This window comes from Paenibacillus solani, from assembly GCF_001277345.1.
Lineage (GTDB): Bacteria > Bacillota > Bacilli > Paenibacillales > Paenibacillaceae > Paenibacillus_AQ > Paenibacillus_AQ solani.
On sequence record NZ_LIUT01000001.1, the window covers coordinates 2,099,573 to 2,123,226 of the forward strand.

The 23,654-nt window shown below is 42.3% G+C and carries 22 protein-coding genes; 4 read left to right on the plus strand and 18 right to left on the minus strand.

From position 1 onward, the window contains the following. Window positions 1-398: 398 nt before the first annotated feature. A complete protein-coding gene (locus AM231_RS09415) occupies window positions 399-3,113 on the minus strand; it encodes an FIMAH domain-containing protein (RefSeq protein WP_242615102.1) in 2,715 nt (904 codons plus the stop codon). A 703-nt stretch (window positions 3,114-3,816) separates the two neighbouring features. Between AM231_RS09415 and AM231_RS09420 the strand changes: the two genes are divergently transcribed. Then, complete coding sequence (locus tag AM231_RS09420) at window positions 3,817-5,178, plus strand: TolB family protein (RefSeq protein ID WP_054402392.1); 1,362 nt, start codon at window positions 3,817-3,819, stop codon at window positions 5,176-5,178. Here AM231_RS09420 and AM231_RS29495 read toward each other — a convergent pair whose 3' ends face one another. From AM231_RS29495 to AM231_RS09440, 4 genes are all read right to left on the minus strand, one after another. Beyond that, entirely contained in the window at window positions 5,179-5,406 is a 228-nt protein-coding gene (locus tag AM231_RS29495; RefSeq protein WP_054402393.1) for a hypothetical protein, read from the minus strand. A gap of 135 nt (window positions 5,407-5,541) precedes the next feature. Beyond that, a complete protein-coding gene (locus AM231_RS09430) occupies window positions 5,542-5,766 on the minus strand; it encodes a hypothetical protein (protein WP_054402394.1) in 225 nt (74 codons plus the stop codon). 51 nt (window positions 5,767-5,817) lie between these two features. Beyond that, window positions 5,818-6,090 (minus strand): hypothetical protein, encoded by a 273-nt coding sequence (locus AM231_RS09435; RefSeq protein ID WP_054402395.1) that lies wholly within the window; start codon window positions 6,088-6,090, stop codon window positions 5,818-5,820. Between the two features lie 131 nt (window positions 6,091-6,221). Further along, window positions 6,222-7,187, minus strand: a complete 966-nt coding sequence (locus AM231_RS09440; RefSeq protein ID WP_242615103.1) for a S1C family serine protease — start codon at window positions 7,185-7,187, stop codon at window positions 6,222-6,224. 66 nt (window positions 7,188-7,253) lie between these two features. On the opposite strand from AM231_RS09440, the gene AM231_RS09445 reads away from it, so the two are divergent. After that, window positions 7,254-9,230, plus strand: a complete 1,977-nt coding sequence (locus AM231_RS09445; protein ID WP_054402396.1) for an ATP-dependent DNA helicase — start codon at window positions 7,254-7,256, stop codon at window positions 9,228-9,230. A 698-nt stretch (window positions 9,231-9,928) separates the two neighbouring features. Here AM231_RS09445 and AM231_RS09450 read toward each other — a convergent pair. The 5 genes from AM231_RS09450 to AM231_RS09470 form a co-directional block, all read right to left on the minus strand. Then, a complete protein-coding gene (locus tag AM231_RS09450) occupies window positions 9,929-10,879 on the minus strand; it encodes a hypothetical protein (protein WP_054402397.1) in 951 nt (316 codons plus the stop codon). Beyond that, window positions 10,839-11,432 carry an RNA polymerase sigma factor gene (locus AM231_RS09455; protein WP_054402398.1) on the minus strand — a complete coding sequence of 198 codons (594 nt, stop codon included), beginning with the start codon at window positions 11,430-11,432 and terminating at the stop codon, window positions 10,839-10,841. Before AM231_RS09455 ends, AM231_RS09450 begins: the two co-directional genes overlap by 41 nt. 167 nt (window positions 11,433-11,599) lie before the next feature. Then, window positions 11,600-12,364 (minus strand): MerR family transcriptional regulator, encoded by a 765-nt coding sequence (locus AM231_RS09460; protein WP_054402399.1) that lies wholly within the window; start codon window positions 12,362-12,364, stop codon window positions 11,600-11,602. After that, window positions 12,339-13,265 carry a DUF2268 domain-containing putative Zn-dependent protease gene (locus AM231_RS09465; RefSeq protein WP_054402400.1) on the minus strand — a complete coding sequence of 309 codons (927 nt, stop codon included), beginning with the start codon at window positions 13,263-13,265 and terminating at the stop codon, window positions 12,339-12,341. The genes AM231_RS09460 and AM231_RS09465 overlap by 26 nt, the downstream gene beginning before the upstream one ends. 66 nt (window positions 13,266-13,331) lie before the next feature. Beyond that, window positions 13,332-13,703, minus strand: a complete 372-nt coding sequence (locus AM231_RS09470) for a winged helix-turn-helix transcriptional regulator (RefSeq protein WP_054402401.1) — start codon at window positions 13,701-13,703, stop codon at window positions 13,332-13,334. A 116-nt stretch (window positions 13,704-13,819) separates the two neighbouring features. On the opposite strand from AM231_RS09470, the gene AM231_RS09475 reads away from it, so the two are divergent. Further along, window positions 13,820-14,455 carry a flavin reductase family protein gene (locus AM231_RS09475; protein ID WP_054402402.1) on the plus strand — a complete coding sequence of 212 codons (636 nt, stop codon included), beginning with the start codon at window positions 13,820-13,822 and terminating at the stop codon, window positions 14,453-14,455. 226 nt (window positions 14,456-14,681) lie between these two features. Here the strand turns inward: AM231_RS09475 and AM231_RS09480 are convergent, their stop codons facing one another. Next, window positions 14,682-15,608: a phosphotransferase family protein gene (locus AM231_RS09480; RefSeq protein ID WP_054402403.1), complete on the minus strand. Its 927-nt coding sequence runs from the start codon at window positions 15,606-15,608 to the stop codon at window positions 14,682-14,684. Window positions 15,609-15,843: 235 nt separating this feature from the next. On the opposite strand from AM231_RS09480, the gene AM231_RS09485 reads away from it, so the two are divergent. After that, the gene (locus tag AM231_RS09485) at window positions 15,844-16,707 is read left to right on the plus strand and encodes an AraC family transcriptional regulator (RefSeq protein WP_054402404.1); all 864 of its coding nucleotides are present in this window, start codon (window positions 15,844-15,846) and stop codon (window positions 16,705-16,707) included. Between the two features lie 472 nt (window positions 16,708-17,179). On the opposite strand, the gene AM231_RS09490 is transcribed toward AM231_RS09485, so the two are convergent. The 7 genes from AM231_RS09490 to AM231_RS09520 form a co-directional block, all read right to left on the minus strand. Further along, window positions 17,180-18,487: an MFS transporter gene (locus AM231_RS09490; protein ID WP_054402405.1), complete on the minus strand. Its 1,308-nt coding sequence runs from the start codon at window positions 18,485-18,487 to the stop codon at window positions 17,180-17,182. A 66-nt stretch (window positions 18,488-18,553) separates the two neighbouring features. Then, on the minus strand, window positions 18,554-19,231 hold the full coding sequence (locus AM231_RS09495) for an ArsR/SmtB family transcription factor (RefSeq protein ID WP_053493339.1): 678 nt from the start codon (window positions 19,229-19,231) through the stop codon (window positions 18,554-18,556). Window positions 19,232-19,477: 246 nt separating this feature from the next. After that, the gene (locus AM231_RS09500) at window positions 19,478-20,188 is read right to left on the minus strand and encodes an ABC transporter permease (protein WP_242615104.1); all 711 of its coding nucleotides are present in this window, start codon (window positions 20,186-20,188) and stop codon (window positions 19,478-19,480) included. A gap of 44 nt (window positions 20,189-20,232) precedes the next feature. Continuing rightward, complete coding sequence (locus tag AM231_RS09505; protein WP_054402407.1) at window positions 20,233-21,018, minus strand: ABC transporter permease; 786 nt, start codon at window positions 21,016-21,018, stop codon at window positions 20,233-20,235. Further along, a complete protein-coding gene (locus AM231_RS09510; protein WP_053493336.1) occupies window positions 21,015-21,728 on the minus strand; it encodes an ABC transporter ATP-binding protein in 714 nt (237 codons plus the stop codon). Before AM231_RS09510 ends, AM231_RS09505 begins: the two co-directional genes overlap by 4 nt. Before the next feature lie 123 nt (window positions 21,729-21,851). Further along, window positions 21,852-22,913, minus strand: coding sequence for a HAMP domain-containing sensor histidine kinase (locus tag AM231_RS09515; RefSeq protein WP_082341583.1), 1,062 nt, complete (start codon window positions 22,911-22,913; stop codon window positions 21,852-21,854). Then, window positions 22,910-23,587, minus strand: a complete 678-nt coding sequence (locus AM231_RS09520) for a response regulator transcription factor (RefSeq protein ID WP_053493335.1) — start codon at window positions 23,585-23,587, stop codon at window positions 22,910-22,912. The genes AM231_RS09515 and AM231_RS09520 overlap by 4 nt, the downstream gene beginning before the upstream one ends. Between the last annotated feature and the right edge of the window lie 67 nt (window positions 23,588-23,654).

Sequence of the window (23,654 nt, forward strand, 5' to 3'; positions counted from 1 at the left end):
ATTTGGAACAAATTTTACTTTTTGCGCGTTTGCGCGGATCATTATACATTCACAAAACGAAAAAAAGAGCTTAGCGGCTAAGTGCCAACTGAGCTCTTCTTGACGTGTTACTGATTGCTCTATAGCGTGGTCGGTGTGGCTCAATCAGCATTTTTTGTTAGCGTATCTGGCCGGCCCGTTAGCTTAATGATTTAGAGCAATGAAATGTAGTTATATGCTTTTCTAATTATCGGTAATCGGTCTATGTTCTTGTTATACCTATTAGTAATGGGCCGGACAAAATCCGGGCAAATGCCTGTACTGCGCTCTAAACGATCCCAACGCACAACAAAGAGAGCATGGATGGGTGAATTCCAGCTCTCTTCATTGGATCAACGATAATTGATCGGTTTATCTATTCAATGCCAGGATTGGATGAACGCGCGGATTACGCTTTGGATGTATGTCCGGGTTCCTTCCTGGATGTCTCCATCCCCTGAACGATCCAGATGCTTCAGCGCATTCTCCAACTGATGAACCGCTTGTTCGAGGCGGTCCTCCCCATAGTGAAACAGTGCTTGACGGATTGCATTAGAAAGCTGCTTTGCGAGCGGGTGTTGAATCTCACCTTGCTCGATTCGAGATTCGATCAATTCCGGCAGCTGATCCGGCGTGACCGTCTCCATATAGGTTATGGATGCATCATCATAATACGCCTTCGTCATCCATAACTGGGAACAGAAAAAAACCAGCCTGACGTAAGTAGCATTTTCCGGAGCAACGGCGCTCATCTCAAGCTGCTGCCATTTTCCGTTTCCTGCGGTAATTTGAAGCGAAGTCCCGCCGACTTGCTTATGATTGTCATCATAGTAATTCAATGAAGCGAGGGTGCGTCCTTCCTGCAGGTAAACCTGGAATCTCGCCGAATACGCCGTGCCCGGTTTCACGGGAACGGAATCGGATGCGACCGCAACCGTTTCCGTCGTGGAAGTATCCGTTATTTTCAGACTGCTCGGCCCGCTTAAGGTCTGCTCATTACTTAGCCCAAAAGACACGTTTGGCGTTATATTGAACAAGGAGCTCCAGCCCGGGATCACCCCGCTATCTGCAGGTTGGTCAAAGCTTCCGTTCAATAGAGGGAGCTCGATCGGGATGTGAACGGCTCCGTTTCCCTTCGTCACTTCGATTTTTTTAAGTAACGTATCATCTGAATAATAGATATGCCCGTCATCACCAAGCGTCATCAATGGAGTTGATGACAGCGTGACCGCAGCTTCCGGCTCTTTCGGATCGACGATGGTAATCCTGCCCGCAAGCGTCGTAACCATAAAGCCGTCCTCACTCCAGCGGATGTGCACCGGACGCCATCTTCCATAATTGGATACGGACGGATAAATATTGGCGCTCTTCACAATGTCCATTGTCTCCGGATCCATGGCAAAGATCAATCCATCCGCCGCCGCCCAGAGTAATCCGTCAGGACCGATGCTAAGTCCGCTGATCATTGTAGGTTGAATGGTTGCGCCTGGAATCGCAGGAACGAATTCTTGAAGCTTTCTTCCGCTGGCGATATCCCATACAAAGATTTTTGCCGCCGTTTCTGTCGGATCGATCCCGAGCCCGCCAGCAACAGTCGTCGAACCGTACAGCTTCCCGTCGCGGACGGCAAGGCCGACGATCGATTGGTTGTGCACAACATCCTCATAGACGGTAAACCCGTTCTCAGGACCGAGCGACGGATCGTAAACGGTCAGCGAGCCACCGAGTTCGCCGTAATCCGGAATCGTGCCGATAAACAGCTTGCCTTCGCCCGGCGTCATGGCGAACGGTCTGTCCTGATGAGGAATTTTATATATCTCTTTCGGATTGACACCATCCTGAATCGGCTGATTCACATCCAGCTCCCAGATATAACCTCCCGGATAAACACCAAAGTACATTTTGTCACCGAGGGCAGCCATGCCTTCCGCCTGTCCTAAAGAGAAGATTTCTATTTCACCGGAAATCGGGGAATATGCAGCCCCTTTCCCACCCGGATAGCCGCTCATATACAGCTTGCCGTCCGGCCCTTTCTCCAGCGTCTGAATCGGAATCGGATTACCGGAGAATGGGTAGGTAACCGATTTGACCTTCTTCGTCTCCAGGTTCATGTAAGCCACCGCTCCCGACCACATGACAGTAGCCAGCGATTTCCCCGGAAGCTCCGGATCGTTCGGCATCTCGACCCACGCGGTATTGCGAAGGTAGGTGGTATATTCGATTCCGGTGTCGACTGCGTCCATCGTGATGAGATCGAGCTCCATCAACCGGTTGTTCTGTACGAAATATACTTTGTTGCTGTCCGGCTCGCCAAACGATAACCGAATTCCCTTATTGTCCAGAAAATAGGTATCGCTCCAATCCCCGGCTTCTGTGTCATAGAACAGCAGAGCGTTATTCCCACCGCTCAAGCCGGCTACGATATACTTGCCTGCTGCATCAAGCTGATATACTTGCGCAGTCTGCACCGCACCGCCATATGTCGGCAGCGGAATTTGTTCCTTCTCCCCCGTGTCTACGTCCACTTTTACAAGGCTTCCCTGAATACCGATACCTGCATATAGATATCCATTATGATAGGCTGTGGCCCGGGTATAACTTTGACCAGGCATTACGTTGCCGTAATCCTTTATCTCGCCGGTGGAGGGATCGTAGCGGCCAACCTTGGCGTTAGGATAAGAACCGAAATATACCCGGCCCTGTTCGTCATACGTCAGCCCGTATACGACACTCTCTCCGATCCCGCCCAGGTCGCTCAGCTCCTTCGTTACAGGCGAATACGTATACAGCTTGCCGTTACCGCCAATATAGACCGTACCGTCCGGCAGCGTGATATGCGTCCAGGAGCTCTCGGTTCCTTCAAGCCTGTATTTGCGCAGCACCTCCCTGCTCACCAGATCAACCACCTGGAAAATGGCCGGCTTTCCAGTTACCGTCGTATACATGACATCTCGGCCATCTTCTTTTCCGAAAGTCGCGTCAAAAACAGCTACATTCTCAATCGGGGAAGCGATGGAGACCGGCTCGCCGAATGCTTTGTCCACTCGTGCATCTGCCGGAGCCGCGAGCCACCATTGCGATACTATAACCAACATGAGTGAAAGAATGGATACAGTGCTTCTTTTTGCGTAAACGATTCTTTTTGACATTAATGTAATTCCCCATTTCTTATGATGATTGAAAGCGCTTTAAATTGATTCGTCAACAAGTTGACGCGATTCCTCTTTACCCTCCTCATGCTATAGTTCCTCTCTCTGAAGCAATAAAGAAGAGGCGCAAGAACTCGATTGATATCTAGTACTGCTCAGTCCCCCCTCATGATCATGGGCATTACCATCACTATCACCATGATCCTCAATTTATTGCCTTTACTGTCATTTTCTCTCAGAGGTTGGCCGATGTGATCATATACTGTGCAATCCTCCAACACCAAGCGAGCATCAGACTTAATAGGCTGCTTTAGTATAAAAACACCTTAATATTTTAGTAAAGTTGCATATTTCCATAGGCTGTTGTTTTTCTGTTTCTGTCGCTTATCGAACCCTGTGCACGAATCTATCAAGGGGAAAATGATGTGTAGAAATTGCTAAATGGGTAGAAATACATAAATGTTTTCGGAGCCGATACTCGCCCTGCTTGGATCTAGGACCTGTTACTGGCGGACGGTTGAAATCATGACAAATCTAACTCGATTAGTACTTGTGGATTCAGTAAACGGAAGAACTTCCGATTCGCCCATCTTTCGCTGGATGAATACACTGTAGGAGATGATCGTTCACGAAAGGTGGAATTCTGAGTATGAATCGCATGGAGAATGCAATACTTTTTACGGCCGCTTCTAGGAATTCAGGTTTTGACATATGGCTTTACCGGCTGGCAGACGGCCGTATATTCAGGCTGACCGATAATCTGGGCGAAGCGCATTCCATTCCATACTGGTCGCCGGATAACCATTTCGTTTCATTTATCGGGCGAAACGGTATTGTGTATGTGTTGGATTTCATGAATGGAGGGGTGGCGCGCATCGATCAGATCGAGCCCTATACGCTGCTTAGCTGGTCGCCGGACAGCCGGTATTTATCATACGTAAAGGACGGTAGGATCGTCATTTACGACATTCGCTTACATGCCAGCAATTCGATAGTTCAAGAGGGGGCGGCTGATGCCCAGTGGTTTCCTTCGGGGGAAGCGCTCCTCTATGCCGCTCCTGATGAAGCAGGGAATGTTCAACTATTCCGGAGCAACCTGGCTGGCACAGATAGGATCCAATTGACACAAAACACCGAAGGCCCGCTCCACAACGTTAGGATTTCCCCAGACGGACGGTTTGCGCTCTATACATCTCCTGGAGCCAGCATATCATTGATTACGGTTGTTATCCTGGCCACTGGCGAGAACCGCCAGCTTGAAGGCGGCCCACAGGCCAAAAACTATTTTCCGGCATGGTCTCCGGACTCCTCGCTGATCGCGTACAGCGCGACAGATTTTGTTCAAAATCAGTATGTTTCTTACATCCAGACCGACAGTCGGAATGGGGGACAACAACAAACGTGGGCGGTCTCGAGCTGCTTCGCAACGCCGGTAAGCTGGTCCCCGGATGGAAGCCGCATCGCTTACTTGTCGGGCTGCCGCGAACAAGAGCCAGCATCTCAAATTTGGATCGTGAATACAGCAACATCCGCCCCGCCCGTTAAAATCGTGGATGCAGAGCGTATTACGGCTTTAGCATGGTCCTCGCGCAAACCAGTTAACCCTGCTTACAGTTTGTATCGCAATACAACGTACAAAGTATCGTTCTTCTACCCGATGAACTGGGTGCAGGTAACCGATGAACGATATGAAGGTCCAGGCGGTTTTTTCCAAATTTCCGCCATCATGTCGGGAGCAGACATTCACGAAGTGTGCAAATCGGAGGCATTTCATGTTTTAAGCCCTTATGGAAGCAATCCGACAATAATCCCTGCGGCCATTCAATCCCAAGCAGCCTGCTATATATTTCCTTCCGCAGACCAGCCCCCTGAGATGAGGACCCAGTCGGCGCTGATCGTTAAATACCCGGAACCGGTTGTTATTCAAGGCGGCTCCTATACGTATTTTATTCTATGGGCCGATCGAAACCACATCATCCAGCTCAGCCGATCGCTAAAGTTCATTCGGTAATCAAAAAAACAATCGGATCGTGAGTTCCTCTTCCCCCTTCTCTTCGATCACATGCATCACGACTCCGACATGACAAATGCCGCTTGGGGCTGGGGGCATGCATCCGGATGGTCGCCACAACTGATGTGCACATATCGTCTTTAATGCGCTGTTTTTTACAGAATTGCTGTCCAGGACGTCCGGATCGATGATTGTATATCGGAATGTTCGTAGGCGATAAATCTCCATTAACCTCCAAATACAAAAAAACGACTACTTAAATAAGTAGCCGCTCCAATCATTGATGAAAGACCAAAATGCTTTTCGATCGCCGATAATTTCTAAAGGGTTTCTCACAATATTAGCTAATTGTGAATATTTCAACTATTTATTCTTCTGCTTTGCAACTTGCATACCACCGATGAAAAGCATGATAATCCCAATTACTGCTAGAATAATCTGAACTAAGAATGGACTCAATGAAAACACAGTTTTACCTTGCCAGTGCAATCCGAACAACTCTTCGTTCAGCCCCACAATCGCCAATAACGGCTTAAGATATAAACTCAGCGCTAGTAATACGATCCCGCTAATAATTTTGCTATTCATGTTTCAAAACCTCTTTTCCAGTTAGGATAAATGAATATGATAATTTCTTGTTTAGAGTAAAAATAGTAAGAATTTGTTTTCTTTCATTTTCTTTATAAACTTAACGATTCCTCGAACAATAATTATTGATAAAATGATAATAATGACTGGACCAATTTCTAACATAAAAACAGGAATTAAACCTGATAATGAAACGAAAATCTCGTAAATAAAAAAATAATCAACTATTCCAGCAACTACAAAAGACATTACAATGAACTGAAATTTCTGATAGTAAAAACTTAGCTTATAATAGGCTCTTCTTAAGTAATCAAAAGCTTTCATGCTTCACCTCAATGCTATTTATTTACAATATGCTACGTTTATGTTTAGAGATGGTTTCAGGTGAGGATTTAAACTAATCGGCCCGTTAGTTGAACAAAAGCAGCCGATCCATATGGATCGGCTGCTTACTACTATTGAAACATAATCTTTTCATATTTCTCCAAATAATCGATTGGAATAGCAAGACCTACGGTGATAGATTGGTCTCCCTGTGATGTAGTTGTTGTGGCATACACAACTGCAATAACCTTCCCCTTATTGTTAATAACAGGGCTGCCGCTGTTTCCGTTATGAATTGGCGCCTGTATTATGAGCATGGGAAGCTGGCGGCTCTCTGAGGGGGTTAATCCTAGCACTGTGCCTTCAGTGGCGATTCGATAGAATGCTAGCGGATTTCCGATGACATGAATAGGGTCGCCCTCTTGATACGCTATCTCTGTTTCCAATTGCAGTGTAGGTAGGTTGGTCGCATTGTCTCTAATTTTAAGTATGGAGATATCGATCTCGCTGTCACTTACGATAACATCGGCCAGATATGTTTTTCCATTAAGGAATTGGATTATTCCAGCCTTGTCATCATCCAAGACATGTTGATTCGTAATAATGATTCCATTTGGAGCAATATTAAATCCTGTACCTTTCCGATCGCCGATACTAACGTTGACAACGGCTTGCTTATATTGCTGGATCTGTTCATCTTGTGATAACTGTGAATCCTTTTTCAAAAACCGTAGTGTCGGTAGATTATATACCTGTGGTATAAAAGCGATTAGATTACCGAGTAGCAGAATGGCCAGCATAACAATCATTGTTTTTTTGATCCATGTTCTTTTGGGTGGGGGATTCAACTCATTTTCTTCATCGTCATCCTCCAGGTTCCAAAATTCTTCTTCCCATTCAACTGGGACATCGGTATCATTTACTGGATCGGCGGGTGTTTTGGGATCATTCAGCTCATCGTTACGGATGGAAAATACCTCCCTGCTAATGAGAAATAGAATAAAAAACACTGATTCAAGATAATTATACCAAACCTTGGCAGACTGTGATCGAAAACGAATGGATAAACGTGATTGATGAGAAATACCGATTGCCAAACTTCTTTGTTCATGAGATAATTATAGTTTTCCTAATAAGAATTTGATAGTGTTGGAGGCGTAAGCTTGGAGCGATATCCTTTCTCGTATGATCCGACAGAACCGTTCGTCAAGCAGGTCGGCGATTGGGTTGCGGATGTTTTTTATGATGTTTTACCTGAACATGGATTTGATGTCCGTGATGAACAAATTTTTATGGCCTATCAGTTGGAAAGAGCGTATGCCAATAAGAAAACTATTTTTGCAGAAGCAGGGGTAGGCACGGGAAAAACACTCGTGTATCTGCTTTATGCAGTTAACTATGCCAGATATACGCGTAAGCCTGCAGTGATTGCCTGTGCAGATGAGTCGCTCATTGAGCAGCTTGTGAAACAGGAAGGAGATATAGCTAAGCTTGCCCGTTATTTAGATTTACAGATTGATGCGCGGCTCGGTAAATCCCCTGATCAATATCTATGTCTCAAAAAAATAGACGGCGTTCGTTTTCAGGATGAAGATGCGGCGGTTATTGAAGACGTGTATGAGAATCTTCCTGATTTTGTTCATTCCCCAGGAACGATGCAATCTTTTTACCCTTACGGCGATCGTAAGGAATACCCCGATCTGAATGATGAACAGTGGAATAAGATCAACTGGGATTCATTTCAGGACTGTTTTGTATGTGATAAAAGACATCGCTGCGGCATGACTCTATCTCGGGACCATTATCGAAAATCTACAGACCTTATTATCTGTTCCCATGATTACTATATGGAGCATGTGTGGACCTATGAGGGAAGAAAAAGAGAAGGTCAGCTTCCCCTCCTCCCGGAACATAGTTCAGTCGTCTTTGACGAAGGACATTTACTCGAATCGGCAGCACAACATGCCCTCAGCTATAAGCTGAAGCATAGTGCATATGAAGAGATTATTACTCGTCTTCTAGATGGAGAGATCAGGGAAACGCTAGCCGAACGAATTGAAGATTCCATTGATCAGAGTCAGCTTGTGTTTTCTCTGGTAGCGGAGCAAAGCACAGCGATACCCGGTTCTGATCGTAAACGAGTTCGAATGGATGAGAAGCTTCGAAAAGAACTGAACCGCTGGAAAAGCACAATTGAAGCTATTGATGAAGAACTGGTCTTTGAGAGTGGCCTATATACGCTTGATGAATATAAACTGCGTATCGTTGAAGAGCATCTGGAGATGATCCAAACTGCACTTCATCTCTTCCGTGAGTCAGATACCTACATTTGCTGGGCGGAAGAAAATGAGGACGGTGCTGCAACACTTGCCATTATGCCGCAAACGGTCAAGGAAGTGCTGGAGGAACGGGTATTCGGTCTTCAGATGCCAATTGTATTCTCTTCAGCAACCTTATCGGTAGATGGATCTTTTGATTATGTAGCAGGAAGTCTCGGTATCAGTGAATATTTATCTTTTTCCGTGGACTCTCCGTACGATTACGAGAAGCAGATGAAGTTATTAGCACCGAGTGAACTTCTGCAAGATGGAGAGATTAGGAGTGAAGTTGCTGCGGCGAAGAAGCTGGCCTTGGCGGCCGAGCTGATCAAACGTACTGAAGGACGAGCTCTATTGTTATTTAGAACGATGAATGAGCTTCGTGAGTTCAAGCAAGCCGCTTCCCACCACCCATCTTTCACATCCTATACCATGCTGTATGAAGGTGACCGTGAGATTAGCAGTCTCATCGCTGAGTTCCAAAATACAGAGGAAAGCGTGCTCTGTGCAGCAAGCCTATGGGAGGGTCTGGATGTGCCAGGGCCTTCATTATCCAACGTTATAATTTGGTCACTGCCTTATCCACCGGAAGATCCAGTATTTATGGCTAAACGGGAAGCTGCTGATTCCGCCTATGAAGAAGTAGACCTGCCATATATGCTGCTTCGCTTACGGCAAGGATTAGGTAGACTCATTCGCTCATCGACGGATCAAGGTATTGCAGCCATCTTGGATGCGGAAATTTTGCTCAATCAGCATGTCAGAGATAAAGTCGAAGCAGTATTGCCGCCTGGAGCTATACTTGAAGTAGAATCGCTGTAGTTATTACTTCAAATCGTATAAAAGTAAGCTGGAAAAAGACCTGTTCTTTAACGCAATTTAAGTCATAAAGTAGACTTGGAGCGTGTTAGAACAGGTCTTTTTATACTGTGTTATGTGTGGAATGTTACTTATAGACAATTTCCGCTGGATTATATTTTATATTCGAGGTTGTCCTAATATTACGAACAGAGCACGGTGAGCGAACATAACCACCAGCACTCTGTTTTTGGTTGCTCAGTAAAGGGTAGGAATCGGAGGGCATGATACGGCATCGATAAATCGCAGGTCAATACCATAGAAGTACCAGTATGATCCGCTCCATCTATACCCTGCAACCCCCTCCATATCGACATATGTCGGATAAAACCAGAAGTTTTCACCAGACCTAAGCCAAACATAGGTATACTGGTAAACACAGTCGACGATATAAGAAACTGCGGGTTTCGGCGGGATAAATGAGGGAGGAGACAGCGGCGGTTGTCTCATGGGTCTTTTGTTTCCCATATGAGCCATAACTTCACTCCTAGCAGAAGGTTTTCATAATTTTACATGGAACTTTAAATCATCCTATGTAGGTGAATAACCACTTGACTGTACTGATGCCTACCTAAATTGGTAATTGGACGGTGTTCTTGTCCCATATCAAAACGGGAATCACCCAATTGAATTTGAGGTGATTCCCGTTATTTTAGTACTTATTATTCCAAATAGCCTTCGGCAAGTTTCATCATGGTTTCTTTGCTTACTTTATTCAAGTCTCCATTTATACTATAGACGTATTTTACCTTTTTGTCTGGGCTCTCGTATACCCATTTCAGCTCGTGCCACTGCGAAGGACCAAATTCTGTATGCAGCATTTCTACTCCCTTCACATGAACCTTCTCCTGCTTAAATTCAACGTTCTTGTCAATATACATTGTAGGGTCGCTTTCTCCAATCAGTTTAGTGATATTAACCCGAATTTTATCCTCTCCATTTTGATACGTAGCATTGAGAATGAAAAACTGATCTGTCATTTCAACCGGCATCATGGCATATCCCTGATTGGATTCTTCCGCCTGCTTTCTCAGCTTTTCTGCCATTTTCTTTTTTTCTTCCGAAGAAGGAGGATTCACTTCCTGAGCATTTTTAAAGATTACGTCCGCCGTTTGGAATGTATAATTTCCATTGAGGTTGTCTGCGATCTTAATGGATTTATCCGTAATCTTATCGCGCAATTGAGATAGATCTTGGAAGATAGTCACCTTCGTTCCAAGAATTGTTTCATGATTCGGGTTATTGCCAACCATATAGAACAGCCCAGCTTCCCCGTTCTTTAGCATCTTATCCTTAAGTTCATAAAATGCCTTGTAACGCTCTATCTCATCTTTCGATTCTGTTTTTCCGTAATCTTTCGTAGATTTAGTCTCATATACGACTTCGCCATCCTTGTTGTTCAAAGAATGATATTGAACTGCCGCATAACCCGTGGAGGCCATTAACATCATTCCTACAAACGCAGTCAAAGCAACTTTATATTTCACAAAAAACCTCTCCTTTTCTTTTGGCTTAGCATGTAGTATTCTCATTACTTTTCCTGTCAAGTCGGCGTCGGGAATGCGCGGGTCATCAAACAGTTTTTTCAAATCCCGATCCCTGTCCATATTCATACACTCCCACTCCCTTCACTTGAGCATAATACTTTCGAAATTTTGCAGATGTACGTTCGTATTTTTTACGAAGGCTGGCGCTGTTTTTGCCGAGAATCAATCCGATTTCCTGGTAGCTTTTATCCTCGACACAACGTAAGATTAACAAATTACGCTCATCAGCCGATAATTTAGCCATGGCTTGATGTACGGATTCATCAAAATAATTGGCTTCAATATGCAAATCGACTTCATTATTTTCTTTATCATCCTGGTAAAAGAAAGGCAAATATTTCACCAACCTTCGCCTACGGATGATGTCGACACATTGATGGTAGGCAATCTTGTATATCCAGGCGTTAAAATTCATCTGATATTGAGCATATTTGTTCAGGGTGCGGAATGTTTTTAAAAATACTTCCTGTGCGTTATCCTCGGCTTCGGCATAATTGCCCAGCATATGATAACAGTAGCGAAAAATCGGTTTTTGATAAATCTCCATGATTTTCGCGAATTTTACTGTGTTCCCATCCAACACTTCTGCAATGACCTGACTTAACTCCGCATCATTCAAGCCGTCTCCCCCCTTTCACTCTATACAACGAACAGCTCGCCCCCAAATGTGACAGCAAAAAAATACTACAATCTAAATCGAGAGTTTTATTAGTTAAATTATCCTGCCTGTTAGCTTAACAAAGGCAGCCGATCACAATGATCAGCTGCCTTCTTATTAGGATTGTGCTATTTTCTCCCGTTAGTTGATTGAGATATATAATGCATAATAGCGCTGTGTAGGAAATCCGCGAAGTCTTCGTTGCCATATTGATTAATATAATTTTTCATTCGTATATCATATTTATATGTATCGGCAATGCAGGTTAGCAGATTTGAATCACAAGTCATGAGTTGCTCTAAATTATTCCTCCACTCACCGATTAATCGCTGCACTATAGCGGAGGAAGGAGACTGATTCATATTGGATGCAATATTTTTAAACACTTGTTCAACATTAGAAAACAGCTTCACTCTTTCATCTGGTGATAATTTCTCTAACCTTTCATTGTACTCTTTATATGCCTCTGTCTTGCCATAAAAGAAACTCGCCTCATTCGCATATTGTTCTTGCAATGGCAACACAGAAGAGCTATCAAAAACATGCAAACTGCCGATATCTTTCCCTGAAACGTACTCATCGATAGCGGTCTTGATCGTTTCTAATCTTTTTATTCTCGATTGTAAAATATGACTTTGGTTGTTCAGTATTTGTTTCTGTTCTTTCCTGGTTAGCTTTAAAATGTCCGCAATTTCTTTCAAGGAAAAATCCAATTCCTTTAGGAAAAGAATCGTTTGAAGTTTTTCCAAACTGCTTCGATCATAGAGGCGATACCCTTTCTCTGTCAGATGCGTCGGTTTAAATAAATGAATTCTATCGTAGTAATGCAGGGTACGAGCTGTAATGCCGGTAATCTGAACTAAATCTTTAACAGCTAATAATGGTTTCTTCATCCCAAAATCCTTTTATTTCGTCTAGTATTTGAGCAGCAGGTGTTATGGTGGCCTCAAAGATCGTACTTCCTGTCTTTCTTAAATAATACTGAATTAGATGATATCCGCAAGCGTAGCCGGCGCTATAAGGCATATTGACCGGTTCTAGATTTTGAAGTTTGGCGATCTCATCACCGTAAAGATACGGGGCCAATTGATCAAACCCGGTTAATTGCAATTGTTCTCTTAGTACAGGTTTTATGTGTGTGTTAAGTATTTCTGCGTTGGTTTTCGTTACCCAAGGGCCGAGCAGTTCCTCTCCAAACATGAACGTTGCATAGTTTTCAGCTAATCCTTCACTTACAAGTAGCTCGCCCAAATTAACGGTGTGATCCCACTGAATAAATTGATATCGTACATTATGGTTGCATTCGTGTGCGAGCGCAGCCTTCATTCGAGGAATCGTATACTCATTTGGCAAGAGTGTACCCCAGATAAACCCGGGAATGCCCCCGAAACCGCTATATCCTTCATTTATTGTTAAGGCGCGGCTTTCCGGATTGCCTAGCTGAATGGTAAACAAATAATCGGATACGGGGAGGTTAATTTCATGCTCTACAAATAGATTTAGGCTTTTCTTCACAGCATGCTCACACTCTAACCAAAATGATTCGGACGAAATGAGCTCGATCTCTGCACAAATCTGCGGGCTAATCTGATCAGGGGATCGATGCATCATACTGTTAAACGCAATAACGTCAAAACCATTCTCCTCTTCAGCTTTAAAAGGGATCTGTTGAATTTGCCATTGTTTCATAAAGGGAGCCATCATTTCATTTCTGAATAATTCAAGCTTTTCTTCGGGCGAAGCTTGGGCAACTTTTTGATAAATATGATCTGAGCGCAGTGTTTTAATATTCATAATTCTCACTCCAAGTAGTTTATAGTGAGAATTATGCACTATGACCTAACGTCATAGTCAAGTACCCTATTCATTTCTTATGTTATTAATTATTCTCTGTTCATCGGGGAGATATTGCAGCCCCCATTTGCACATATCTTCAAGAATCGGCATGAGAGTTTTACCCTTTGGAGTTAAAGAATATTCCACCTTTAGTGGTGTTTGTGAGTACTCCACCCTTTTGATGATCCCGCTTTCTTCTAGCTCTTTCAATTGAGAACTCAACACCTTATGTGTGATTCCTAAAATACTTCTCTTGAGTTCACCGTAGCGTAACACTTTTTGGCATGCTATTTGATACATGATTTTCATCTTCCACTTTCCGCCCAAAACGGTTAACGTGTAGTCAAATGGAGTCAGGAGGTTATGTTTTCCACTAAGTTCGGAATCATTGGTCATCAAGATCACTTCCCTAAATGTAAGTACGCACTTATAAGTGCGTACTTTATTATTCTTAAAGCACGTGTCTATACTTAACAGAGTACATAAATAAATTAACGAAAAGGATAATAATTATGCCAGGATATGATTCACTACATTTTACTAAAACCGATTTAAACGAGCAAGAAATGTATAAGTTAATGATTGGTTCGGTTGTACCTAGACCAATCGCATGGGTTTCCTCTAAAAGTAAAGAAGGATTTCTTAATTTAGCTCCCTTTAGTTTTTTTACAATTGCCTCTCGCAACCCACCGACATTGCTACTTTCAATTGGACCCGGTGTAGGAGAAAGGGCTGGCACAATCAAGGATACACTTACCAATATTCGGGAGGTTGGTGAGTTTGTCATTAATATGGTATCTGAATCTTTAGGAGAAGCAATGCAGCGTTCGTCTGCCAATCTCGAACCACATAGGAATGAGTTTGAGATTGCAGGTGTCACGCCTAAAATCTGCAAAACAGTCGATGTGCCCGCGGTGCTCGAAGCACCAATCGCTTTTGAGCTAAAGCTGGATCGAATTATTCCTGTCGGCGAAGATCATCTGATTCTTGGAACAGTAGAACACGTGCAGTTGGATCCTGCGGTATATGCAGGAGATTATAGAATAGAGATTAACAATTGGAAGCCTTTAGCGAGCCTAGCTGGTGACTTTTCTGGGCTCACACCTACATTTTCAATCGGCCCAGATAATAGTAAAGATCAGATCTGATATTGCCCCCATATGTACTTTTCATTTGCAAATGCTGTAAGCTGAGCCGCACGGTGAATTTCAACAGCGTAATCCGCAGGGAGTTCAAAGATGTTCTCGAACATTTGTATCCATCGTGCCTATGCGAAAATGATGTTCTACAGTTAAAATAAAAAAGCCGCTAAAATAGCGACTTTTAAAGGATCTATGTTCCTGTCCCTCGACTTTTTTATTCTGTTTAAAATACCTATTTGGTCAAGTTTAAAAGCTCATTGCGAAGTCCAGAATAAGCATCTTTCCATCCCATCTTCGCATAAAAACGTAATCCGATCAGTCCATTGTAATATTTCGCACCAATTAATCTTTCCTTAAAATTGGGAATGGAAATTCCCATCTGTTGCAGATACTTTTGGTACTCCCTAATCACATCAAGATTTCTTAAATGCCAGTCTAACGTTGCGAGATCAACAAGAAAATCGCCATATTTACCATTAGTGTCAATAATACCAGTTATACGTTGACCATTAGACATAATATTAAATTGATGAAAATCCCCGTGAATAAAACACCGATATGGTTCATTATAGCTGGAATAGGCTAATAAACGGTTATAACATTCATCAAACACATCTTTCTCCAGGCAAGAAGTTTTAAATAAGTCGTACCACCCATCCCAAAAGGTGCCCGCCTGGTCCTCTGCATTAACAGCAATAATATGTTCCCTCCATGAACTATATGCTCCATTTCCGCTCGTATTTATGAATCCATAACCGTGTGTTTGGCCTAACTCAATGTGGTTCATCTGGGTTAGAAGTTGTATAACCTCCGGAAGCAATTGGCGTTGTTGCTCAGGAGAGCAGCTTGCCAGATTGAGTCCGCTGATCTTTTCTGAAATTAGGTAGTTAAATGATTTAAATTCACCTAACCCGAGACAAGAAGGAAATGGAATTCCCTGTGATGTTAAGAGGTCTGAAATAAATCGTTCAGTTTCAAAGCTTCCTGCTAAGTCACTAAATTTAATAACGTATTCCTTATCAAAAACCAAGAAAGAGAATACCGCGCTTAAATTCCCCCCATTTAATGACGTTACCCCTGTCACAATCGAATCAAAATGTTTACTCAGCACAACTTCTACTTCCGAAGTTTCCAATGTTGGTTTTTCGTATGCAGTCATCTATTCCTTCCTTCCTTATTACCGATTCTTAACTCAGAAATAGCCCAAAATAGTCCATTTAAGAAGCCCCTTCTTAAGAAGAATATTAGCAAAGAAGACTGCATCGATCCCGACAATTCTGATATTGCTTTTGTCGGATCAATTCATAAAACTTAGTTATAATAACTGCAATGAAAGACTGAAATATTTCTTTGATTGAAGCTATAATAATCAGAGAAGGATGTGTAAAACAAACATGAACTTACTAGAGCACATGAATGATGCTTTAACCTATATTGAGAATAACCTAGATCATGATATCGATATGGCGACAGTAGCAAAAATAGCTCACTGTTCAGAATTTCATTTCAAAAAAATGTTCTCGTATTTAGCAGGCGTTACATTACTTGAATATGTTAGAAAAAGACGGCTAACCATGGCTGGTTTTGAATTAAAGGATCAAAATATAAAAGTTATCGACGTTGCCATCAAATATGGCTATCATTCACCCGATTCGTTCGCGAAAGCCTTTTATCAATTACATGGAATTAACCCCTCCGAGGCTAGCAAACCCGGGAAATATTTGAAATCCTTTCCGCGAATGATCTTTCAATTATCCATTTCAGGAGGAAACGAACTATCTTATTGTATTGAAAATAAAAATGCGTTTACTATTGTGGGTATTAAAGAAAGAATCCCACTCGTTTATAAAGGAGAAAACCCTGCTATAACCAAAATGCTAACAAAATTAACAGATGACGTTTTCTCTAAATTGAAATCTCTAGCAAATGCTGAGCCTTTAGGAGGATATAGTGTTTCATTCAACATTAGGGAGAGAGAAAATGAGGTAAAGGCTAAACTTGATCATCTTATTGGTGTAGCAACAACTAAAAAAGACCTAATGGGGCTAGCTTCTCTTAATGTTCCACCTTCCCTATGGGCTATTTTCGCTGTAAATGGTAATCTCTCCGACATACAGGAAGTGTGGGGACAAATTTATGCTGAATGGTTTCCTTCATCTAATTATCAAGTTGTAGAAGGTCCCGAGATTTTATTTATAGATAAGAAGAATAGCGGTACGAACAAAAGCGAAATTTGGATCCCTGTAGAGAAAAAGTGAACTTTTGGTTAATAATCAACCAATGTTGAGCGTTTAGCGTCTGAAAATTAGATGGTCAGCAACAGTATTAATAATGATTCGTATATGCTTATTCCAAAATACAGAAGGCTTTGACTTCACTATAAATGCACGTGCCGGTTGATATCTCACTGAATTTGTATAAACATATAACAGACTCTTTCAACGAGAATGCAAGGAGTATTTATTCTGTAGCCAGGTATTACTCTTACCAACTTGATAACATGAATAAAAAGCCGCATAATCAGCGGCTTCTAAAGTTACAAAGTTTTTATCACCCAACATACACGGTTAAATGTTCGCTTACGTAGCCAGTAAGTATAGGAGTTACTTTATTTTAATGACCACCTTTCCTTTGGCGCTTGCGTCTTGCAGGTACGAGAATGCTTGCTCAGTCTCTTCCATTTTATATGAATGTGAAAGCTTTCTTGTTCGGATAATCCTTATTTTCACACTATAAAGAGACTTGGTTTTCGCTTTTATCGTGACGGCGCCACAATATAACCGGGATAAGTATTAATGAAAGAATGCTCCCAGAAACTGAAAGTGTGGCATAACTGGATTGAGCTACCACCATACCAGAAAGGGCACCACCAGATGCTCCTGCAAGAGCAATTAATACATCAACAGACCCTTGCACTTTCGCGCGATTTGCTGGAGTTGTTGCATCCACGATTAATGCTGTTCCACTTATCAAACCAAAGTTCCATCCTAATCCCAAAAGAGATAGGGCAACGATCAAGACTATCATGGAATCAGTTGGGGCAACTGCAGCGACTATCCCTGCAAGTAGTAGTGTGACCCCAGAAGCAACTGCCATCGCTGTACGACCGATTTTATCAACGAGAATACCAGTAATAAGGGATGGTAAATACATCGAGCCGACATGAAATCCAATAACAAGGCCAACTTCGCTAAGTCCATGCCCATGGTGTCTCATATGTACGGGCGTCATTGTCATGATGGCTACCATAACAATTTGCGTAGAAATCATAACCATTGCGCCAAGAGTAATTCCTCTCTTTTCTGCTCTTGTATTAACTATTTCCTTTGATGAAGAGGCGTTATCATCGGCCTTTCTCTGAAGAGCAATAGCATTAGCTACCAACAAAGGATCGGGACGCAGAAAGATAAGCAAAACGATTCCCGCAAGAGCATAAGCCGCCGCTGCTAATAAAAAAGGACCCGCTAAACTAGGGATACCCAATGAGAGTGCGAAATCACCTGTGACGTTCACTAAATTCGGACCTGCCACTGCACCAAACGTAGTAAACACCATGGCTGTACTGGCTGCAGTTGCTCGTTGCTTAGAGTTTGCGAGGTCAGTCCCGGCATAACGTGCTTGTAAATTTGTTGCCGTGCCTCCGCCATAAACCAATAAAGATATTAAGAGTAGTATAAGGCTATTTGTCATGGCAGCTAACACGACTCCAATCGCTCCTATACTTCCTGCCAGAAATCCCAGACCCAATCCCAAATTCCGTCCATATCGCTGGGATAGACGTCCAACTAGGAAGGCCGCAGCAGCTGATCCTAACGTAAACAGAGCTGTTGGAACACCTGTAAAATTGTCGGTTCCGAGCATTTCCTGAGCTAAAAGGGCTCCAACGGTAATTCCCGCCGCTAGACCGGCACCTCCAAAAATTTGAGATATGATAACAATCGTTAATGTCCGCCGATACAATTTACGGTGTTTTTCTGGTGAATCAACATAACCCTGTATAGATGCTGGTAGCTTCTTCAGATCCTTATTTAAAGTCATTAGTTTAGACATCCTTCCACAGTAACCAACTGTATTAATTTCAAATGAATTATGACCGCGTTTGTTTTACCCTATAACCTCCTCTTCGCCAGTTGGCATGGTTGTAATTGCATCCCAGTCTTGAACCCTCATGCTGAATCGAGCCGCATCCAACCCTCTAGACTTTAATAACTCAATGGCCTTTACAGACATTAGACAGTACGGGCCTCGGCAGTACGCTACAATCTTAGACTTTACTGGTAATGAATTTAACTGTTCAGCTAACTCCTCAATAGGCATTGAAATAGCGCCAGGAATATGAGCAGCTTCAAATTCATCCTTTGGACGGACATCAATAAGTGTCACTTCTCCTGCTTCCATCCGGCTCAAGAGTTCTTCCAAAGATACTTCTTCTATATCTGATAGCTGATCTAAAAATTGTTTTTTGATGTGCTGTACTTCAATGAGCTGTTTCTCAGATAACCTATATAAAGAATCTAAAAAGTGTAAAACTGCAGGATCTGCAAGTTCGTAAATAACGAAATTTCCTCGTTTCTTATTAGCTACTAATTTGGCATGATGGAGAGTCTGTAGATGCTGTGAGACATTGGCAATAGACATGGAAGTGACTTTTGATATAGCTTCAACAGATTTCGGTCCTTGTGTTAAGACTTCCAGGATTTCTAATCGTTTGGGGCTGGAAAGACATTTACCGATTCGTGTAAATTCCTTATATAAATTATCCTTAAAATCTCTCTCATTCATCGTTCCAACACCTCAACTCATTCTATTCAATTGATTTCTTGAATAGTTTATTTTCTTTTCTGTATTGTGTCAACTTCATATCCTTAATTTGAACAGGCAGCCAATAAATATAACTTTTTAGCATAAACAAAAAATAGCCGCATATATGCGACTATTCCATCCAATAAACGATTTATATCCAGAAGAATTATCAAATGTTTCATTTCTCCCGTATCCTATTTTCTGATACAAAGATGAAACCCAACCTTAGGCATCTCGCCTACGGTAAAATACAATGGCTGCTGTAATAAAGATCAGTGTCCATAACATTAAAACCCCTGTCGCTTGTATTGGTGTAAGGACATTTATTTCATCAGCTGAAGGTGGAATATACATATAAGATCCTGCCGTATCCGGAAAATAACTTCTAAACTTAGGCAGAAAATCTATAGTCAATGGACTGACAACGAAATAATAACCAAGCAGGACAACTAGAGCAGGAGTGGTTCGTCTAAATAAAGCTCCCATTGCTGCGCTGAGAAGTGTGGTTAATGTTAGATAGCCTGTTGCCCCTACCAATGCTTCTATTATTGTGTCTATTTCAAACCCTACTGCTGTGTCTCTCATCATAATAAAAGTATACAGTATGCCTGATGCAGCAATAATAAAAGCCGCCGGAAGGGTAATTACTGCCAATGCCAAATACTTCATGGATAATTGAAACCCGCGCCAAGGTATCGTAGTTAAAGTCGTTCGAATCTGTCCACCCGTATACTCGGAACAAGTAGCTAAGATACCAAGAATAATGAATCCTGCTTGAAGATATCTCATAGAAGCAAGTCCTATATTCAGCATACTTTGCGTTCCAGCTGCCGCTTGTAGACCAGCAGAAGTAAAAGTTGCGGCTAAAAATAAATTAAGAATGAAGGTACCCATAATAGTGAGGCATATCCATGGTAATGTAACTAATTTATCCAATTCAGCACGAAGGATTTGTGTTATCTTTCTACAAGATGAGACTCTCATGATGCAGCGTCCCTTCTATGGAATACGATAGCTGCAACAATGAAAATAACGACTACCCAGGCAAACATGACTAAACCGCCTGTGAACGGGGTGTGAAATCTATCGAAGAAACTGCCTGTGGATGGAGTGTGAAATTTGTCGCTCGTAAACATAAACATTTCAAGGCCAGCCCGATCTGGTAAGTAGAACGCCAACTTTGTAATCTTAGAAAGCAGGACACTGAATGATACAACGGATGAATTTATCATGAGCACAGCAAGCGGGATGATGCCATTCTTAGTTAGCAAAGTCATCCCAAGTGCTAAAAGAGCAGTGAATGTCCAGTAACAAACTGCACCAATCAGTCTAGTCCATTCAAATGCAGGGGCATATTCACCAAGTATAAGATGTGTTGTTGGGACAATTGTCATCATAGCAACTATACAAAGCAGTATGCTGATTACCGTCACAGCGCCAGCTTTTGCCAGCAAAAAATGAAACCGGGACTTCACAACAGTTAAACTTGTTGTAATTTGTTGTCCTCCACCAGATTCACTGCTCTCTGTCAAATACTCACTGCTAACAGCAAGCACGCCGAGAATAATGACACCTTGCACGCCAAAACCTAGTCCAATATAGCCAACTTCTGATAGCCGTGTGCTAACTCCAGCTATGATCTCCTCTTTTTGTGCTAAACTGTCCAAGGCCGCAACGACAGCTGGGGCAAATACTCCAATTAGAAAGGCAAGCCAAATGCCCGGCAGGGAGAACAATTTAGATAATTCTGCGTTGAATGCTCTCATACAACATCACCTGCATGTTCAGATGTCAGGTCAAAAAAGGCTTCCTCCAGTGTAGAATGGTTACCTATGATTTCTTCCAATGTTCCATCTGCAACGATTTTTCCATGATTAATAATCACCACATCATCAACCGTCTCTGCAAGCTCTCCCATGAGATGACTGGATAGCAACACCGTGTTACCAGAGGCAGCACGTTCACGTAAAAATGTCCGAATCCAGCGAATTCCTTGTGGGTCGAGCCCGTTTACGGGTTCATCTAAGACTAATATTTCGGGATCACCAAGAAGTGCAGCTGCCATTCCAAGTCTTTTCCCCATACCAAGGGAATAACTCCCGACCCTTTTGCCAGCTGCATTTGTAAGACCTACTATTTCTAGAACTTCCTCGACACGTGATTGAGGCAATCCTGCGGCCCGAGCAATCCAGCGCAAATGTGCTCGTCCTGTTCGCATTCGATGAGCTCCAAATCCATCAAGTGCGGCACCTACTGTTGTTAGAGGATTATGTAATTCTGTGAATGGCTTGCCATTAATGAGTGCACTTCCTGAGGTGGCACGATCTAATCCAAGCAGGATGCGAAGTGTAGAACTTTTGCCTGCCCCGTTCGGACCTAAAAAACCAGTTACTCTACCTGGTCTGGCTTTAAAACTGATACCTGATAAGATTTCTTGATTACCGCGATGTTTGACTAAGTTATTGATTGTAAGCAACCATAACACTCCCTTTCTGTTATGGTTCTCATTATAAAGAGGCAAAGTTACATCTCGGTTATCATGCTGTTTACGTCTGGTTTAACTTTAGGTTACGCTCTACTAATTGGAGGGTTTCGTGGGCTATTCAAGCGACCACCGATTCACCTCACCACTTGCAGAAGTGGAAGTCCTCTCGGTATGTTTGATAGTTACTCTTGTGCCATTTTCATTTGATGTAAAATCTGCTTTCAGTCTCATTTTTTTCAACATATAATGACAAGTCGATAAACCAATCCCTGCCCCACGCTCATGAGAAGAGTTACCCATACCTGGACCTCTGTCTGCAACAATGATCTGTTCTTTTTCTACATCGACCATAATGTTTGCGTATTTCCCCTCTGCGGCATGACGCAGAATATTCTGAAATAAATTATCCAGAACCCGAGTCATCCATTGTGGATCCGCTTCCCAATAAAAAGTTTCGTCTCCCGGTAAATCAACATCGAGTTGAATTTCTCTTTCTTCAAATACAGGATACCACGCAGCAACTGATGCTCTTACTAAACGTCCAATATCTGTTGTAACGGGTACAAAAGGAAGTTTCCCTGATGTAAGTAATGTATAGGTAAGTAAATCATCCATTAGATCTCCGACTCGTGTAATCGTATGGTTGATCTCAGTTAACGAGTTTTGTCCTTCTAGACTCAAGGATTCGTGATTTAATCTGGTAACATGTCCTCTCAAAATGGTAAGTGGCGTTCGTAAGTCGTGAGATAAATTCGCAATGAGACGATGTCTTAGTAATTCCTCTTCATATGCTCGCTTGCGGCTGCCTTCAAGCTGCTGAATCATCCAATTAAAAGAACTTCCTAACTGGTCTATCTCATCCATACGATCCGCTTGAACAGATATGGGTTTAGGAAATGAGTTGTTTTGAGCTGAACATGACATGACTTCCTGTAAGCGGGCGAGACGTTTTTGGAGTTTTAAGAAGAACAGCCAAGATAATATAACAAATGCGACAATTATAAAACCAAACAATAGCACGGTAAGGTAAAACAGATTTAGCGAATTTAGATCTTTCTCATGGGCGTTGGAAAACCCAACAAACGCACTGAAGAAAATAAGCATAATCGGAGGAAAAAAGATAAATAGAAAATGTACTTTTAGAAACCGACGAAATATGGATCTATTCTGTTTCATAGTTTCACCCGATAACCTATTCCCTTCAACGTTTCAATAATCTCCGGGGAATCTGGATGACGCTCTAACTTTTGACGCAATCGATGAATATGCACCATTATGGTTTTATCACCCGTTATGTATGTTTCATTCCAAACCGCTTCATAGATTTGTTCTTTTGGCAGAACTTGATTAGGGTGCCGTAAGAAGTACATTAAGATTTGATGTTGTTTCCCTGTCAATATAATTTCTTCTCCTGTGCGTTTGTCATATACCAGTTGGCCTTCTGGATCTACTTCAATCTGATTTCCTAATGAAATACGTTCGGAATGTGTTCCACCCCTTCGACGGATTAATACTTCTAATCTTGCAATTAATTCATCCGTATGGAATGGTTTCGTTACATAGTCATCAGCAAATTGTAAACCATCTACCTTGTCATCTATCGATGTACGAGCAGATAACAGCAAAATAGGAACAGCAGGAGCTGCCTTTTTTAATCGTTTTCCCACCGTAAATCCGTCTAACCCGGGTAACATGATATCCAAAATAACGACATCATGCTGATTTACTTCTTTGTCGGCACCTTCACCAGAAAGGAGCCACTGAACTGAAAACTCTCGCTTTTCCAATTCTTCTTTTACCAAACTACCTATCTTCTCATTATCTTCAATATATAACACGCTTCTTTTCAAGTAACATCCCTCTCTCTACATGGGGTTCTCTATTAGACAGATTAACACACAATGAAAAAAATGGTTT

What these genes read in the sequence shown, in the direction of transcription:
- AM231_RS09495 (WP_053493339.1), bottom strand. Translation starts at nt 19,231, where the DNA reads ATGAATGAGAGAGATTTTAAGGATAATTTATATAAGGAATTTACACGA.
- AM231_RS09430 (WP_054402394.1), bottom strand. Translation starts at nt 5,766, where the DNA reads ATGAATAGCAAAATTATTAGCGGGATCGTATTACTAGCGCTGAGTTTA.
- AM231_RS09435 (WP_054402395.1), bottom strand. Translation starts at nt 6,090, where the DNA reads ATGAAAGCTTTTGATTACTTAAGAAGAGCCTATTATAAGCTAAGTTTT.
- AM231_RS09505 (WP_054402407.1), bottom strand. Translation starts at nt 21,018, where the DNA reads ATGAGAGCATTCAACGCAGAATTATCTAAATTGTTCTCCCTGCCGGGC.
- AM231_RS09475 (WP_054402402.1), top strand. Translation starts at nt 13,820, where the DNA reads ATGCCAGGATATGATTCACTACATTTTACTAAAACCGATTTAAACGAG.
- AM231_RS09460 (WP_054402399.1), bottom strand. Translation starts at nt 12,364, where the DNA reads ATGAAGAAACCATTATTAGCTGTTAAAGATTTAGTTCAGATTACCGGC.
- AM231_RS09420 (WP_054402392.1), top strand. Translation starts at nt 3,817, where the DNA reads ATGAATCGCATGGAGAATGCAATACTTTTTACGGCCGCTTCTAGGAAT.
- AM231_RS09490 (WP_054402405.1), bottom strand. Translation starts at nt 18,487, where the DNA reads ATGACTTTAAATAAGGATCTGAAGAAGCTACCAGCATCTATACAGGGT.
- AM231_RS09465 (WP_054402400.1), bottom strand. Translation starts at nt 13,265, where the DNA reads ATGAATATTAAAACACTGCGCTCAGATCATATTTATCAAAAAGTTGCC.
- AM231_RS29495 (WP_054402393.1), bottom strand. Translation starts at nt 5,406, where the DNA reads ATGGAGATTTATCGCCTACGAACATTCCGATATACAATCATCGATCCG.
- AM231_RS09485 (WP_054402404.1), top strand. Translation starts at nt 15,844, where the DNA reads ATGAACTTACTAGAGCACATGAATGATGCTTTAACCTATATTGAGAAT.
- AM231_RS09480 (WP_054402403.1), bottom strand. Translation starts at nt 15,608, where the DNA reads ATGACTGCATACGAAAAACCAACATTGGAAACTTCGGAAGTAGAAGTT.
- AM231_RS09415 (WP_242615102.1), bottom strand. Translation starts at nt 3,113, where the DNA reads ATGTTGGTTATAGTATCGCAATGGTGGCTCGCGGCTCCGGCAGATGCA.
- AM231_RS09515 (WP_082341583.1), bottom strand. Translation starts at nt 22,913, where the DNA reads ATGAAACAGAATAGATCCATATTTCGTCGGTTTCTAAAAGTACATTTT.
- AM231_RS09450 (WP_054402397.1), bottom strand. Translation starts at nt 10,879, where the DNA reads ATGAATATGGACAGGGATCGGGATTTGAAAAAACTGTTTGATGACCCG.
- AM231_RS09470 (WP_054402401.1), bottom strand. Translation starts at nt 13,703, where the DNA reads ATGACCAATGATTCCGAACTTAGTGGAAAACATAACCTCCTGACTCCA.